Source organism: Schinkia azotoformans LMG 9581 (assembly GCF_000307855.1).
In the GTDB taxonomy this organism is placed as follows: Bacteria; Bacillota; Bacilli; order Bacillales; family Bacillaceae_J; genus Schinkia; species Schinkia azotoformans.
This window is the reverse complement of the sequence record NZ_AJLR01000036.1, coordinates 22,615-37,543: the sequence shown is the minus strand read 5'-3', so window position 1 is coordinate 37,543 and position 14,929 is coordinate 22,615. Positions and strand designations below refer to the sequence as shown.

At 37.8% G+C, this 14,929-nt stretch carries 16 protein-coding genes; 15 read left to right on the top strand and 1 reads right to left on the bottom strand.

From position 1 onward, the window contains the following. The first annotated feature begins 189 nt into the window (after positions 1-189). From mnmE to BAZO_RS02870, 8 genes are all read left to right on the top strand, one after another. The gene (gene mnmE, locus BAZO_RS02905; protein WP_003329763.1) at positions 190-1,566 is read left to right on the top strand and encodes a tRNA uridine-5-carboxymethylaminomethyl(34) synthesis GTPase MnmE; all 1,377 of its coding nucleotides are present in this window, start codon (positions 190-192) and stop codon (positions 1,564-1,566) included. Positions 1,567-1,643: 77 nt separating this feature from the next. Next, complete coding sequence (gene mnmG / locus BAZO_RS02900) at positions 1,644-3,530, top strand: tRNA uridine-5-carboxymethylaminomethyl(34) synthesis enzyme MnmG (RefSeq protein WP_003329762.1); 1,887 nt, start codon at positions 1,644-1,646, stop codon at positions 3,528-3,530. Positions 3,531-3,620: 90 nt separating this feature from the next. Then, positions 3,621-4,337, top strand: a complete 717-nt coding sequence (rsmG, locus tag BAZO_RS02895; RefSeq protein WP_003329761.1) for a 16S rRNA (guanine(527)-N(7))-methyltransferase RsmG — start codon at positions 3,621-3,623, stop codon at positions 4,335-4,337. 204 nt (positions 4,338-4,541) lie between these two features. After that, positions 4,542-5,405: a nucleoid occlusion protein gene (gene noc, locus BAZO_RS02890; protein ID WP_003329759.1), complete on the top strand. Its 864-nt coding sequence runs from the start codon at positions 4,542-4,544 to the stop codon at positions 5,403-5,405. 173 nt (positions 5,406-5,578) lie between these two features. Next, positions 5,579-6,340, top strand: a complete 762-nt coding sequence (locus BAZO_RS02885; RefSeq protein ID WP_003329758.1) for a ParA family protein — start codon at positions 5,579-5,581, stop codon at positions 6,338-6,340. Then, positions 6,333-7,193, top strand: a complete 861-nt coding sequence (locus tag BAZO_RS02880) for a ParB/RepB/Spo0J family partition protein (protein WP_003329757.1) — start codon at positions 6,333-6,335, stop codon at positions 7,191-7,193. Before BAZO_RS02885 ends, BAZO_RS02880 begins: the two co-directional genes overlap by 8 nt. A 49-nt stretch (positions 7,194-7,242) precedes the next feature. Next, positions 7,243-8,400 carry an aminotransferase class V-fold PLP-dependent enzyme gene (locus tag BAZO_RS02875; RefSeq protein ID WP_003329756.1) on the top strand — a complete coding sequence of 386 codons (1,158 nt, stop codon included), beginning with the start codon at positions 7,243-7,245 and terminating at the stop codon, positions 8,398-8,400. A 16-nt stretch (positions 8,401-8,416) separates the two neighbouring features. Next, positions 8,417-9,133 (top strand): DUF554 domain-containing protein, encoded by a 717-nt coding sequence (locus BAZO_RS02870; protein WP_003329755.1) that lies wholly within the window; start codon positions 8,417-8,419, stop codon positions 9,131-9,133. Between the two features lie 25 nt (positions 9,134-9,158). Here BAZO_RS02870 and yyaC read toward each other — a convergent pair whose 3' ends face one another. Continuing rightward, a complete protein-coding gene (gene yyaC, locus BAZO_RS02865) occupies positions 9,159-9,758 on the bottom strand; it encodes a spore protease YyaC (RefSeq protein WP_003329754.1) in 600 nt (199 codons plus the stop codon). A 104-nt stretch (positions 9,759-9,862) separates the two neighbouring features. Here yyaC and BAZO_RS02860 point away from each other — a divergent pair, with 104 nt between their 5' ends. The 7 genes from BAZO_RS02860 to BAZO_RS02830 all read left to right on the top strand — a co-directional run bounded on the left by BAZO_RS02860 (position 9,863) and on the right by BAZO_RS02830 (position 14,924). After that, entirely contained in the window at positions 9,863-10,879 is a 1,017-nt protein-coding gene (locus BAZO_RS02860; protein ID WP_003329753.1) for a YkvI family membrane protein, read from the top strand. A 73-nt stretch (positions 10,880-10,952) separates the two neighbouring features. Then, positions 10,953-11,150 carry a DUF951 domain-containing protein gene (locus BAZO_RS02855; protein ID WP_003329752.1) on the top strand — a complete coding sequence of 66 codons (198 nt, stop codon included), beginning with the start codon at positions 10,953-10,955 and terminating at the stop codon, positions 11,148-11,150. A 170-nt stretch (positions 11,151-11,320) separates the two neighbouring features. Further along, the gene (ychF, locus tag BAZO_RS02850; protein WP_003329751.1) at positions 11,321-12,421 is read left to right on the top strand and encodes a redox-regulated ATPase YchF; all 1,101 of its coding nucleotides are present in this window, start codon (positions 11,321-11,323) and stop codon (positions 12,419-12,421) included. 139 nt (positions 12,422-12,560) lie between these two features. Then, complete coding sequence (gene rpsF / locus BAZO_RS02845; RefSeq protein WP_003329750.1) at positions 12,561-12,851, top strand: 30S ribosomal protein S6; 291 nt, start codon at positions 12,561-12,563, stop codon at positions 12,849-12,851. A gap of 151 nt (positions 12,852-13,002) precedes the next feature. Next, positions 13,003-13,551 (top strand): single-stranded DNA-binding protein, encoded by a 549-nt coding sequence (gene ssb / locus BAZO_RS02840; RefSeq protein WP_003329748.1) that lies wholly within the window; start codon positions 13,003-13,005, stop codon positions 13,549-13,551. Between the two features lie 74 nt (positions 13,552-13,625). Beyond that, positions 13,626-13,859 carry a 30S ribosomal protein S18 gene (gene rpsR, locus BAZO_RS02835; RefSeq protein ID WP_003329747.1) on the top strand — a complete coding sequence of 78 codons (234 nt, stop codon included), beginning with the start codon at positions 13,626-13,628 and terminating at the stop codon, positions 13,857-13,859. A 132-nt stretch (positions 13,860-13,991) separates the two neighbouring features. Further along, positions 13,992-14,924, top strand: coding sequence for a YybS family protein (locus BAZO_RS02830; RefSeq protein ID WP_003329746.1), 933 nt, complete (start codon positions 13,992-13,994; stop codon positions 14,922-14,924). The last annotated feature ends 5 nt before the right edge of the window (positions 14,925-14,929 follow it).

Sequence of the window (14,929 nt, the reverse complement as noted above, 5' to 3'; positions counted from 1 at the left end):
TTTGCCATTGTGGGCAAATATCGTGTTTTTCTAATATGTGAAAGTTTTGCAGTTGCGTTCCCTGTTGTGGATAAGTTAAACTAGATATATTGCTTAAAAACAGAAAAGTTATCCACTGTGGATAAATTATAGATCACTCCGATAAAAAAATTCAAAAAAGCAGTTGTGGATAAGAGAGGTGATAGTATGATGGAAATGGATACGATTGCGGCGATATCGACTCCGATGGGGGAAGGAGCCATCGCAATTGTAAGAATAAGTGGACCAGAGGCAGTAAAGGCAGCCAACCAGATTTTTAAAGGGAAAAACATAGAGAAAGTAGAAAGCCATACCATTCACTATGGGTTTATCGTAGACCCGGAAGTGAATGAAAAAGTGGAAGAGGTTATGCTTTCAGTTTTGCGGGCACCAAAAACCTTTACGAGAGAGGATATTGTCGAAATCAACTGTCATGGTGGTCTAGTTTCCGTGAATCGGGTTTTGCAGCTTGTATTAAATCAGGGAGTACGTTTAGCAGAACCTGGAGAGTTTACTAAGCGTGCTTTTTTAAATGGTAGAATTGATTTGTCACAGGCTGAGGCTGTAATGGATTTAATTCGGGCTAAGACTGACCGGGCGATGAATGTGGCGATTGGTCAAATGGAAGGGAGATTGTCGAAATTGGTACGGCAATTAAGGCAAACCATCCTTGAAACGCTTGCCCATGTTGAAGTGAACATAGATTATCCAGAATATGATGATGTCGAAGAAATGACACATCGATTATTATTAGAAAAGGCGACTGAAATTAAAGCTGAAATTGCGAAGTTGCTTGAGACATCAAAGCAAGGGAAAATATTGCGTGATGGCATTTCGACAGTGATTATCGGACGTCCGAATGTTGGGAAGTCGTCACTATTAAATAGTTTAGTGCATGAAAATAAAGCCATTGTTACTGATATTCCTGGAACAACTCGTGATGTCATAGAGGAATATGTTAATGTTCGCGGTGTCCCATTGCGACTCGTTGATACAGCCGGTATTAGGGAAACAGAGGACATTGTTGAAAGAATAGGGGTCGAACGTTCGAGACAGGTTCTTAAAGAAGCTGATCTAATCTTATTAGTCCTAAATAATGCTGAACCTTTAACGGCGGAGGACAAAAAACTGTTTGAAGCGGCCCGTGGCATGGATGTGATTGTACTTGTAAATAAAACTGATTTGAACAGAAAAATTGATATGGATGAAGTGAAAAAGCTTGCTGACAATTATCCGGTCATTTCAACGTCTTTAAAAGAAGAGTCCGGGATAGACCAATTGGAGGAAGCTATTTCAGGATTATTTTTTACAGGAAGGATAGAATCGGGAGATATGACCTATGTATCTAATACTCGTCATATTGCACTATTAAATCAGGCCCAAAAGGCAATTGATGATGTTCTTTCAGGGATCGATGCAGGGGTCCCAATTGATTTAATTCAAATAGATTTTACAAGAACGTGGGAAATCTTAGGGGAAATAATTGGAGATACTGTACATGAAAGCTTGATTAATCAATTATTCTCCCAATTTTGTTTAGGTAAATAGGTGTCTAGCTCCAGCACCCAGCGACTAGTGGACTTCGCTAAACGGGTGCTTACGCTTTTCGATATAGGAGGTTTTTTATGGAATATCATGCTGGTTCGTATGATGTAATTGTTGTTGGTGCAGGGCATGCTGGATGTGAAGCTGCACTTGCCTCAGCAAGAATGGGTGCTAAAACTTTAGTTCTAACTTTAAATTTAGATATGGTTGCGTTTATGCCTTGTAATCCCTCGATTGGAGGACCGGCAAAAGGTATTGTTGTTCGTGAAATAGATGCCCTTGGCGGCGAAATGGCACGAAATATTGATAAAACACATATTCAAATGAGAATGTTGAATACAGGTAAAGGCCCTGCTGTTAGAGCGTTAAGAGCACAGGCTGATAAATATCATTACCAAAAGGAAATGAAGCACACGTTAGAGAAGGAAGAAAATTTAGTATTAAAACAAGCCATGGTCAAGAGCCTAATTGTGGAGAACGAAGAATGCAAAGGCGTCGTAACTGAAACAGGCGCCATGTATTATTCCAAGGCTGTCATTATTACTACAGGTACGTTTTTAAGAGGAAAGATTATTATTGGTGACTTTGCTTATGAGAGTGGTCCTAATAACCAACGGGCTTCCATAGATTTGTCCAAAAACCTTAAAGAATTAGGACTTGATATGGGGCGATTTAAAACAGGTACACCAATGCGTATCAAGGGACAAACCATTGATTATAGTAAAACGGAAATTCAACCCGGTGATGAAAAGCGACGGGCATTCTCTTATGAAACGACAAAATTCATCACGGATCAAATCCCTTGTTGGTTGACTTATACTAGTCCGAAAACACACGAAATTATTAATGCCAATCTACATCGTAGTCCAATGTATTCAGGGATGATTGAAGGGATTGGGACACGGTACTGTCCATCGATTGAAGACAAAATTGTTCGCTTCAATGATAAACCACGCCATCAAATCTTCCTTGAGCCAGAGGGTCGAAATACCGAAGAAGTATATGTCCAAGGACTTTCCACAAGCTTACCTGAAGAGGTCCAAGTGGAGATGGTTCACTCCGTACCTGGATTAGAAAATGCTGAATTAATGAGAGCAGGTTATGCGATTGAATACGATATGGTGCATCCTACTCAATTATGGCCAACATTAGAAACAAAGCTGATTAAAAATTTATTTACAGCTGGCCAAATCAATGGAACTTCTGGTTATGAGGAAGCAGCTGGCCAAGGATTAATGGCTGGAATTAATGCTGGTTGTAAAGTTTTAAATAAAGAACCGGTTATCTTGGATCGCTCCCAAGCCTATATCGGTGTATTAATTGATGATTTAGTTACAAAAGGAACAATCGATCCATACCGCTTATTAACATCGAGAGCTGAATATCGATTATTATTGCGTCATGATAATGCTGATCTAAGACTTACAGAAATTGGCCATCAAATCGGCTTAATTTCTGATGAAAGATACGAAAGATTTTTGGAGAAAAAAGAAAAAGTAGAACGAGAAAAAAATAGGCTGGAAGGTATTATTATTAAGCCTAATGAACAGGTACAAAATTTGATTCAACAATTGGGAGGCAGCCCACTTAAAGATGGTGTACGGGCATCTGACTTATTAAAACGTCCAGAAATGACGTATGAACTGTTGATGCAATTAGCCCCATCTGAAGAAGAACTGCCCGTCGATGTTACGGAACAGGTTGAAATTCAAATTAAATATGCAGGCTATATCGAAAAATCATTGCAGCAGGTTGAGCGTATGAAGAAGATGGAAGATAAAAAGATTCCAATTGATATTGATTATAACGCTATAACAGGAATTGCATCCGAAGCGCGCCAAAAGCTGTCACAAATCCGTCCACTATCAGTCGGACAGGCGTCCCGGATTTCCGGTGTAAACCCTGCTGATATTTCTATTCTTTTAGTTTATTTGGAGCAAGGGAAAATAGCGAAGATACAACAATAGGGTGGTACATTATTGTCCAGCTTCAGCGCCCAGCGACTAGTGGACTTCGCTGAACTAGCTTTGAGCTTTTCTTATAAAAGGGGATTGATTATGGATATTCAATTATTTCAAACAAGCCTAGAGGAGAAGGGGATTTCCCTTTCCTCCAGGCAACTAGAACAATTCGACCTGTACTATAACACACTTGTTGAATGGAACGAAAAAATGAACTTAACGTCCATTACCGATAAGCCGGAAGTATATTTAAAACATTTCTATGACTCGATAACAGCAGCATTTTATTTTGATTTTACAAAAGAATATAAAATCTGTGATGTCGGGGCAGGGGCAGGGTTTCCTAGTATCCCCTTAAAAATATGTTTCCCACATCTTTCCATTTCAATCGTTGATTCACTGCAAAAAAGGATCACCTTTTTAAATGAATTAGCATCCACTTTGCAATTAGATCAGGTTACCTTTTACCATGACCGTGCTGAAACATTCGGAAAAAGACCTGAAATAAGGGAATCATATGATATAGTAATGGCAAGGGCTGTTGCTAGGATGTCGGTATTAAGTGAATTATGTATTCCATTGGCAAAGGTTGGAGGCTACTTTATAGGGATGAAAGGTGCTAATCTAGCAGAAGAACTGAATGCCGGAAAAAAAGCAATTGAAGTATTAGGCTGCAAAGTAGAAAGTATACATAATTTTCAACTGCCTATTGAAAATAGTGAGCGTAATATCGTGATCCTTAAAAAGGAACGTAAAACACCTAATAAGTATCCAAGGAAACCAGGAACACCTAATAAAACTCCAATTGAGTAAACAGGTCGATTTTGTATATCAATGTCTATCTCCAGCGCCTAAGCTTTTCGAATTGTTTCACGTGAAACATAGGAGTTCTTTATTAGATTTATTTATGACATTTTAAATTTTGATATTGCAGGAATTTGTATTTCTATAGAGAATAGAAGTATATGTCGAATTGTATTGTTTTTTTTGTAGTAATCAAAAGGCGGTGTATGAAAAATGAAACACCCTTTTTCGCGCTTTTTTGGTATAGGGGAAAAGACTGTAGAGACAAATAATGTAGAACTAAAGGAAGAATTAATAACGGAAAATGAAGAAGTGAAGCGGATCCCAATTCAGGATATCGTCCCAAATCGTTTTCAGCCACGTACTGTATTCGTTGATGAAAAAATTAATGAATTAATGCAGACGATTCATACCCATGGAATCATTCAGCCTATCGTTTTAAGAGAATACGAAAAAGGTAAATATGAAATTATTGCTGGGGAAAGAAGATGGCGGGCTGTTACAAAGCTTGGATGGGATACAATTCCGGCTATCATAAAAGACTTCAATGATACGGAAACAGCTTCAGTTGCTTTAATTGAAAACCTTCAGCGGGAGGAGTTATCTCCGCTTGAAGAAGCCATTGCTTATGCTAGACTTTTAGAGTTGCATAATTTAACTCAAGAAGCATTAGCACAAAGATTAGGTAAGGGTCAATCAACTGTTGCTAATAAACTTCGTCTATTAAAATTACCAGAAGCTATTCAAGAGGCATTGTTGCAAAAGAAAATTACAGAAAGACATGCCAGGGCATTGATTCCACTTAAGGAACAGGAATTACAAGAAAAACTTTTAGAAGAGATCATTGAAAAACACTTAAATGTAAAACAAACAGAAGATCGTGTTATAAAAATGCTCGAAAGTAAAGTAAAAAAGCCCAAGCCGAAAAGAAAAGCATTTAGCAAGGATACTAGAATTGCGATGAATACAATTCGCCAATCACTTAACATGGTAGCCAGCACTGGAATGAAAATAGATAGCCAAGAAGAGGAACATGAAGATTATATTCAATTTACGATAAAAATACCGAAAAAATAGCACTATATTTAATCCATCTCTAAAAAAGTAGATGGGTTTTTTACTTTTAAAACGAAATTCATTGGAATTCATGATAAAATAGTAAAGTATGAAAAACTAAAGTAATGTAATCCTTTGTCCAAAAGGATATCTGTTATAGGACAAGCTTCTTTTTAAGGAAGGTAGGTGACAGCATGGGTAAAATTATTGCAATTGCAAACCAAAAAGGTGGAGTTGGAAAAACAACAACTTCGGTGAATTTGAGTGCATGTTTGGCTTATTTAGGGAAAAAAGTGTTACTTGTTGATATAGATCCGCAAGGGAATGCATCTAGTGGGGTTGGCGTTGAAAAGGCAGACGTGGCGCAATGTATATACAATGTCTTAGTTGACGATGAAGAAGCAAAATCAGTCGTCCTGCCCACTAACGTAGAAAACCTTTATGTATTGCCTTCAACCATCCAGTTAGCCGGTGCGGAAATAGAATTAGTGCCAACTATTTCAAGAGAAGTCCGGTTAAAAAGGGCGCTAGACCCGCTTATAGTAGAGTACGATTATATTATTATTGATTGTCCTCCTTCGTTGGGATTGCTAACCCTAAATGCTTTAACGGCTGCGGATTCGGTCATTATTCCAGTACAATGTGAGTACTACGCACTTGAAGGTCTTAGTCAGTTATTGAATACAGTAAGATTAGTCCAAAAGCATTTAAATCAATCATTAAAAATTGATGGGGTTTTATTAACGATGCTTGATGCAAGAACAAATCTTGGAATTCAAGTAATAGATGAAGTTAAAAAATATTTTCAGGACAGAGTTTACCATTCTATCATTCCACGCAATATTAGATTAAGCGAAGCACCTAGTCACGGTAAACCGATTATCATTTATGACCCTAAGTCAAGAGGGGCAGAGGTATATCTAGATTTTGCAAAGGAAGTGATTGCTAATGGCTAAAGGTTTGGGGAAAGGATTAGGCTTGGGGGCCTATTTTTCAGTAGATGATGTACTGGAGCCTTCAGATAAAATCCAGAATGTAAAATTAAAGGAATGCCGTCCGAATCCTTATCAGCCTAGAAAAACATTTGATCCGGAGTCTATTAAAGAATTAAAAGAGTCGATTGAAACTCACGGAATCCTACAACCGATTGTAGTAAGAAAGAGCATTAAAGGCTATGACATTGTCGTGGGTGAAAGGCGATTTCGTGCTGCTAAAGAAGCCGGCTTAGAAACAATCCCTGTCATTATAAAGGATTATACTGAACAACAAATGATGGAGCTGGCATTGATCGAGAACTTACAGCGGGAAGATTTAAATCCAATCGAAGAGGGACTAGCCTACCAAACCTTAATTGAACAACTTAAGTTAACACAAGAGGAGCTTGCTGGCCGTTTAGGAAAGAGCCGCCCGCATATTGCGAACCATATTCGCCTGCTAGCATTGCCGGAGCCAGTTAAAACATTGATTTCCAATGGCGACTTAACAATGGGGCATGGCCGGACACTATTAGGACTTAAAGACAAAGAACTTATGCTTCCACTTGTAGAAAAGATAAAAAAAGAGAACTTAAACGTACGTCAATTAGAACAAATTGTCCAAAGGCTAAACGAAAATGTTTCACGTGAAACAAAGAAGAAGGAAAAGCCAAAGGATATTTTTATTAAGCAGCAGGAGTCCCGTCTCCGCGACCGTTTTGGAACAGCTGTTGCTATCAAGCAAAGTAAAAATAAAGGGAAAATTGAAATTGAGTTTTACTCCCCAGACGATTTGAATCGGATTTTAGAGTTGCTTGATAAAGAGTCGTTGTAAAAAAGCCATCTTCAAGGTGGTTTTATTTTTTATCGATAGGAGGCATTTTATGATTTATTTTGATCAAGCAGCTTCATCTTTTCCAAAACCAAAAGAAGTAACAGATGCAGTAGTAGAAGCGTTGACGAAATATGGCGCTAACCCTGGAAGGGGCAGCCATGCCTTAGCAAATGAAGCGGGAAATAAAATCTATGAAGCACGGGTTCAGTTGGCGCAGTTTTTTGGATTAGCAGATCCAAGACGGGTTGTATTTACCCAAAATGCTACCGGAGCTCTTAATATAGGAATTCAAGGACTTGCATTAAAGCACGGAGATCATGTGATTACAACCGCCTATGAGCATAATTCAGTTCGCCGGCCTCTAGAACGATTGAAAAGTGAAATCGGTATAGAAATTACATACATTCAGCCAAACCATAACGGTGAAATTAATATTGAAGAGTTTGAGAAGGCGATAACAGCCCATACAAAATTACTTGTAGTTACCCATGGTTCCAACTTAACCGGGGCTATTATTCCCATTGAAGTATTAGGGAAAATAAGCAAAAAACATAATCTCATATTTATGGTGGATGCCTCACAAACAGCGGGAATTTTACCATTAAATATGGAAGAAATGAATATCGACCTTTTAGCTTTTGCTGGCCATAAAGGGTTAATGGGACCACAAGGAACGGGTGCTTTGTTAATTAATAAAAATGTTGAGTTGAAGCCCCTTATAACCGGTGGAACAGGCCACTTTTCGGAAAAAATTGAACAGCCTGATGAACTTCCTGAAAGATTAGAAAGCGGGACATTGAATACTCCAGGAATTGCAGGGCTATTGGCAGGCGTCCTGTTTATCAAGGAAAAAGGGCTTGATGTAATTTTTAAGCATGAACAGCTTTTGATAGACGCCTGTAAAAAAGGATTAAAAAAAGTGAATGGTGTAACTGTATACGGACCTGATGAAGATATCAAACAGCTTGCTGTCGTTTCCTTCAATATTGATGGAGTCGATAGTCAAGAAGTGGCGATGATTTTAGATCAACATTATAAGATTGCAGTTAGGGCAGGTCTTCATTGTACTCCATTAGCCCATCAGTCCATTGGAACGATTGGACAAGGCGGCACATTAAGGGCAAGCTTTGGCATCTTTAATACAGTAGATGAAGTTGAAAAATTTGTACAAGCTATAGATGAGATTAGAGCAGGATATTTAGCCTAGGGGAGAGAAAAGACATATGGTTTTGCTAGGTACAATCGTGAATGGGATTGCGATTATTGCTGGGACTTTTCTGGGGAAAGTGATGCATCGCATTCCCGAAAAGGTAAAAACATTGGTTTTACAATCAATTGGACTAGCCGTTGTCATTTTAGGGATACAAATGGGAGTCAAAAGTGAACAATTTCTGATTGTCATCCTAAGTTTGTTATTTGGAAGTATTATCGGAGAAATTATGGATTTTGATGGGAAATTAAATAAACTTGGCTTTTGGATAGAACGGAGAATGGGTTCTACTGAAGAAGGTGGAATAGCAAAAGGATTTGTAACGGCAACATTGATTTTTGCAATTGGCGCGATGGCCATTATTGGTGCCCTTGACAGCGGTCTTAGAGGAGACCATCAAGTTTTATATACAAAGTCACTTTTGGATGGTTTTACGAGTATCGTTCTTGCAACTACACTGGGAGTAGGCGTTCTATTCTCGGCATTTCCGGTTATGATCTATCAAGGAATGATTGCCTTATTTGCAACGCAAATTGAACAATGGATTCCAGATCCGATTATGGATGCCTTTATTATTGAGATGACATCCGCCGGTGGGATTATGATTTTAGCGATTGGTTTAAATATGTTGGAAATTACAAAAATACGAGTTGCTAATATGCTGCCTGCCATCCTTGTAGTTGCTTTATTAGTTGCTGGACAATATTTTTATCATCAATTTACAATGTAATATGTTTATAGTAAACCTTGCCCCCCTACCTGCGAAGTAGGGGATTTTTTTTAATCTTTAATAATTGATCTGCTTCCATAATGCCGCTTGCCATTGTTTGTGCCATTTTCATAACAAGATTTAACCTCGTATTTTGTAAAACAAAAAACTCCATAAATCCACTGACATTTACAATTCCAGTTAAGTGAACCTCTCCAACTGGTGGAAGTTGTTTGTTAACACCGGCTCCAGGCTTCAACGCGCCGACATTTAAAGTAACATCCCCAACACTTTTTAATCTACCTAAACATGCATCAATTGCAACAATATATGGATTCTGATGTGTATTATTTATTAATTCTAATTGCTCTTCTAGATTAACAGCATGAATAGGATGTTCAAGTGTACCGTATACATGGAAATGAGAAGGTTTTTTTTCATGAAGGATTGTTCCAATTAATGGTCCAAGCGCATCCCCAGTTGAGCGATCAGTTCCAATACAAGCGATAACGACAGGTTGAAGGATATGGTGTGGCAAAAGTTCAACTAATTTCTCGCCAATATATAAAGGGGCATTTTGCTCTTCGTAAGAAATACGGTAGGAGGAGACCTCTTTTTTTTCAAAAAACTTTGGTTTTAGATTCATAGGATCCACTCCTCTTTAATAGTAGTAACAGTATACGGAATTTATTAAGTTCCTATACATAAAGTTGATAATTTTTAACTTTGATTATGAAAGGAAGATAAATAATGTGGAAAGCCGGTCTTAAATGGATGTTTCTTATTATGGGTACGACGATTGGCGCGGGATATGCATCAGGACGAGAAATATGGCAATTTTTTGGGTATGAAAGTGGACTTGCCATTTTACTATTTACCGTATTATTTATAATCAGCTGTTATTTTATTATGAAAATTAGCTATGAAAAGAAAACCGTTCACTATTTGCCAGTATTGGAGACTTTGCTGGGAAAGAAGTTGGCTGGCCTTTATGATTTTATGATTATATTGTATTTATTTTCAGTTACGGTTGTAATGTTGGCTGGTGCAGGAGCTGCTTTAGAAGTATTTTACTTGCCATTTTGGGTTGGAATTGCCGTTACAGTTATTTTATTGGTATTTTTATTTGTTTGGGATATTCAAGGAATGGTATCCATTAATGCTTTTATCATTCCATTATTAGTTGCCGGTTTAATTGGGGCACTTCTTTCCTTCACGTTAAAATATGGACAGCCAATCATCATCGATTGGCGGGAGCAGGGGAATTGGCCATCTGCCTTCACGTTTACAGCTCTAAATATCTTGCCATTGGTTGCAGTCCTCGCAGCAATCGGAAAAGAAATCAAGCATCAGGGTGAAATTTGGATTGCGAGTTTAGGAAGCGGGATATTATTAGGGGTCCTAACATTTCTATATAATGAAATATTGTCACAAATGGCTTCAGATATAGTACTCTACGAAATTCCTTTGTTTGCTATATTAAAAAATTATCATTATATTATGTTAATATTGATGTCAGTTGTTTTATGGTGTGCCATTTATACAACAGCTGCTTCGGGAGTTGTCGGTTTAACCACACGATTTAGAAAGAAAACATCAATGCCATTATGGCTATTGGCATTCATTATACTTTTAGTTATGGTGCCATTAACAACGTTTGGATTTTCAACATTAGTGGCAGTTCTTTATCCGTTATATGGACTGTTAAATTTATATATGTTGGCCGCGCTTTTGTTGTATCCTATAGCAAATCGCTACAAATGGTAACGAAAAATTGGTAAAATATAAACAAGCAGTCTGATACAAATTGTGACCGTGAATAAATGAAGGGGGGAGCAAAATGGTTGATAAAGATTTTGGTCTAAATGATATTGTAGAAATGAAAAAGCAGCATCCATGTGGAACTAATCGCTGGAAGATCATTCGCCTCGGCATGGATATTCGCATTAAATGCGAAGGCTGTGATCATAGTGTTTTAATTCCCCGAAAAGAGTTCACAAGAAAGTTAAAGAAAATCCTTGTTAAGCATGAAGAGTAGCATACTACATGAAAGTATAGTTAATTAATGAGGCAAGTCAATTATTGCGCTTGATTCTTGGGTAATGGTTGGCTTGTTTCGTTTTAATCAATGCTTGCGCTTTTAAGGAACAGTTCCTATAATTGGTTAAGAATACTTAGAACGAAGATTTTTTAAGGAGTGAATGGTTAATGGGTTTAACAGCCGGAATCGTTGGTCTTCCGAACGTTGGAAAATCAACGCTTTTTAATGCAATTACACAGGCAGGTGCTGAATCAGCAAACTACCCTTTCTGTACAATCGATCCTAACGTGGGGATTGTTGAAGTACCAGATGAGCGTTTAAATAAATTAACACAATTAGTAAAGCCGAAAAAAACAGTGCCAACTGCTTTTGAATTCACAGATATTGCCGGTATCGTTAAAGGGGCGAGCAAAGGCGAAGGTTTAGGAAATAAGTTTTTATCCCATATTCGCCAAGTGGATGCCATTTGTCAGGTTGTTCGTTGTTTCGCAGATGATGAAATAACACATGTAGCGGGTAAAGTAGACCCAATTTCAGATATTGAAACGATTAATTTGGAATTAATTTTAGCTGACCTTGAAACAGTGGACAAGCGTATTGACCGTGTTGGTAAATTAGCGAAGCAAAAAGATAAAGATGCGGCAGCAGAACATGAAATTCTTGTTATCCTTAAAGAAGCGTTTGAAGAAGGCAAGATGGCTCGTTCGATTGAATTTACGGAAGAGCAATTGAAACTTGTGAAGAATCTTCATTTGTTAACAATCAAGCCAATGCTTTATGTAGCCAATGTTGGTGAGGATGAAGTGGCGGACCCATCTGGAAATGAGTATGTTCAAAAGGTTCATGAATTTGCAAAAAGTGATAATGCTGAAGTTATCGTCATTTGTGCAAAAATTGAATCTGAAATTGCTGAACTTGATGGGGAAGAAAAGCAAATGTTCCTTGAAGAACTTGGCATTAAAGAATCAGGCTTAGATCAGTTGATTAAGGCTGCTTACTCATTACTTGGTTTAGCAACGTATTTTACAGCTGGGGAACAGGAAGTAAGAGCATGGACATTTAAAAAAGGAATGAAAGCTCCACAGTGTGCAGGGATCATTCATACTGACTTTGAGCGCGGTTTTATTCGTGCAGAGACAGTTTCTTATGAAGATTTACTGGCAGGTGGCTCTATGACAGCTGCCCGTGAAGCAGGTAAAGTTCGCCTTGAAGGGAAAGAGTATGTAGTTCAAGACGGAGACGTTATGCATTTCAGATTTAACGTATAGGTGCTTGTCCCCGTAAACAGGCACTTGCGTACGCTAATTAATCATGGTATAATTTTGTTTCGTGAGTAATTATATGAATATATTGCTCCTTGCTCCTTTTTAAAAAGTGAGCCGTTTAGTCCAAGAGGAGGTGAAAGATATGCGTAAATATGAAATTATGTACATTATTCGTCCAAACGTTGAAGAAGAAACAAAGAAAGCTGTAATCGATCGTTTTAACGACATCTTAACGAACGAAGGCACTGAAATCGCTAAGTCAACTGACATGGGTAAGCGTCGTTTAGCTTACGAAATCAACGATTTCCGTGAAGGTTATTACATGCTTCTTAACGTTGTGGCGAAGCCAGAAGCGATCAGCGAATTTGACCGCTTAGCGAAGATCAGCGAAGACATCATCCGTCACATCGCAGTACGTGAAGAAGATAAGTAATTAATTTTATTCATAAAGTTAAAGCCTCCGGCGAGCCTTGCGATTTTCAGGGGTAGTTTTTCGAGTATGGTAGCTCGATAATATCCGCTGGGCACAAATACGCCAAGGCGCATTTGATTTAAGTTTGAATTTCCATTAAGGAGTGATTCTGATGTTAAACCGCGTGGTACTCGTTGGCAGGTTAACGAAAGATCCTGAATTGCGTTATACTCCAAACGGAGTTGCTGTTACCCAATTTACACTTGCTGTTAATCGCACATTTTCTAATCAACAAGGTGACCGTGAAGCAGATTTTATTAACTGTGTTGTATGGCGCCGTGCAGCTGAAAATGTAGCGAATTTCCTCAAAAAGGGAAGCTTAGCTGGTGTTGATGGCCGCTTACAAACTCGTAATTACGAGGGACAAGATGGTCGCCGGGTTTATGTAACAGAAGTTGTGGCAGATAGCGTACAATTTTTGGAGCCTAAAGGTGCTAGCCAAGGAGGCGGTCAAGCAGATCCTTATGGATTTGGAGGAGGAAACCCTGGGGGTGGAAACTTCGGATCTGGACAAGGATATGGAGGCCAAAAACCATCTGGTGGCGGATATCGTCCAAATCAGAATCAACGTTCGAACGATAATTTTTCTACTGTCGATGATGACCCATTTAAAGATGATGGTTTACCGATTGACATATCAGACGATGATTTACCGTTTTAAATAAGAAAAGCGGAAGCGCCCGAGTGCTGAAGCTAAACAATTTACAATACGTAAGGAGGGACTTTCAAATGGCAATGGGTGGAGCTCGTAAAGGTCGCACTAAGCGTCGTAAAGTGTGCTATTTCACAGCAAACGGAATTACACACATCGACTATAAAGATGTTGATCTATTAAAACGTTTCGTTTCTGAACGCGGTAAAATTTTACCTCGCCGTGTAACAGGAACATCTTCAAAATACCAACGTAAATTAACAACAGCTATCAAGCGCGCACGTCAAATGGCGTTGTTACCATACGTTAACGATTAATTTATTGATAGAATTTTAAAAAGGCAGCAGGATTATCTTGCTGTCTTTTTTTCAATTTCTTGAAACTAACGAAATAAATACATAAAATAGTACATACAGAGAATGGAAAAAAAGGATATATGAGGTGAAGATTTGAATTCAATACGTTCAATAACTGAAGGGGCCATATTAACAGCGTTATATTCTATTCTTTTATTAGCTGTCTTGTTTATACCGCTCATTGGTAGCTTATTTCTTTTTATACTTCCAGTTCCTTTTGTTATCTATGTAACCCGTCATACTTTGAAAAAAGGGCTATTAATGTTAACGGTCGCATTATTTATTACATATATGGTTGGTTCAATCGCAACGCTGCCAATTACCCTTATGTTTGGAACAACCGGTCTTATCATGGGGTACATATATTCACTAAAAAAAGGTGCTTATGCCATATTACTTAGTGGAAGCCTTGGTTTCATCGCAAACTTTGTTCTGTTGTTCATTGTTACTAATGTCTTCTTTCATATAAATTTTATTGAAGATACGAAAAAGATGATGTATCAATCGATGGAAACAGCTGAAAAAATGGTAACATCGCTTGGACAACCTACAGATCAATTTGAAATGATGTATCAATCCATTGAGATGATTTCTTACATTGTTCCAAGTGCAATGGTCATTACAAGCATCGTGTTGGCTTTTGTAACTCAATTTTTTGCAAATCAAATATTAAAAGGATTTAAATATGAAATAAAATCATTCCCACCGATAAGAAAATGGTCTTTTCCAAAAAGCTTATTATGGTACTATTTAATTGTTACCATTATTTTCATGACAGGGCCGGAACAGGGTACAATACTTTTTACAATAATTATTAACCTATTTATCGTGCTTGAAATAATAATGACAATACAAGGGTTTTCGTTTATCTTTTTTTACTTTCATATAAATAAAAAGCCCTTAACAATACCTGTTGTTATCATAATTCTATCTTTGTTTATGACTTTTTTACTATCTATAATAAGAATCTTAGGTATAATTGATTTAGGGTTTAATTTGCGGAAGCGCATGAAAGACCCACAATGATGTGG

Excerpts from the sequence above, each read along its gene's own strand:
- BAZO_RS02885 (WP_003329758.1), top strand. The coding sequence starts at position 5,579 with ATGGGTAAAATTATTGCAATTGCAAACCAAAAAGGTGGAGTTGGAAAA.
- noc (WP_003329759.1), top strand. The coding sequence starts at position 4,542 with ATGAAACACCCTTTTTCGCGCTTTTTTGGTATAGGGGAAAAGACTGTA.
- BAZO_RS02880 (WP_003329757.1), top strand. The coding sequence starts at position 6,333 with ATGGCTAAAGGTTTGGGGAAAGGATTAGGCTTGGGGGCCTATTTTTCA.
- ychF (WP_003329751.1), top strand. The coding sequence starts at position 11,321 with ATGGGTTTAACAGCCGGAATCGTTGGTCTTCCGAACGTTGGAAAATCA.
- rpsR (WP_003329747.1), top strand. The coding sequence starts at position 13,626 with ATGGGTGGAGCTCGTAAAGGTCGCACTAAGCGTCGTAAAGTGTGCTAT.
- rsmG (WP_003329761.1), top strand. The coding sequence starts at position 3,621 with ATGGATATTCAATTATTTCAAACAAGCCTAGAGGAGAAGGGGATTTCC.
- ssb (WP_003329748.1), top strand. The coding sequence starts at position 13,003 with ATGTTAAACCGCGTGGTACTCGTTGGCAGGTTAACGAAAGATCCTGAA.
- BAZO_RS02860 (WP_003329753.1), top strand. The coding sequence starts at position 9,863 with ATGTGGAAAGCCGGTCTTAAATGGATGTTTCTTATTATGGGTACGACG.
- mnmG (WP_003329762.1), top strand. The coding sequence starts at position 1,644 with ATGGAATATCATGCTGGTTCGTATGATGTAATTGTTGTTGGTGCAGGG.
- rpsF (WP_003329750.1), top strand. The coding sequence starts at position 12,561 with ATGCGTAAATATGAAATTATGTACATTATTCGTCCAAACGTTGAAGAA.
- BAZO_RS02870 (WP_003329755.1), top strand. The coding sequence starts at position 8,417 with ATGGTTTTGCTAGGTACAATCGTGAATGGGATTGCGATTATTGCTGGG.
- BAZO_RS02875 (WP_003329756.1), top strand. The coding sequence starts at position 7,243 with ATGATTTATTTTGATCAAGCAGCTTCATCTTTTCCAAAACCAAAAGAA.
- BAZO_RS02855 (WP_003329752.1), top strand. The coding sequence starts at position 10,953 with ATGGTTGATAAAGATTTTGGTCTAAATGATATTGTAGAAATGAAAAAG.
- mnmE (WP_003329763.1), top strand. The coding sequence starts at position 190 with ATGGAAATGGATACGATTGCGGCGATATCGACTCCGATGGGGGAAGGA.
- yyaC (WP_003329754.1), bottom strand. The coding sequence starts at position 9,758 with ATGAATCTAAAACCAAAGTTTTTTGAAAAAAAAGAGGTCTCCTCCTAC.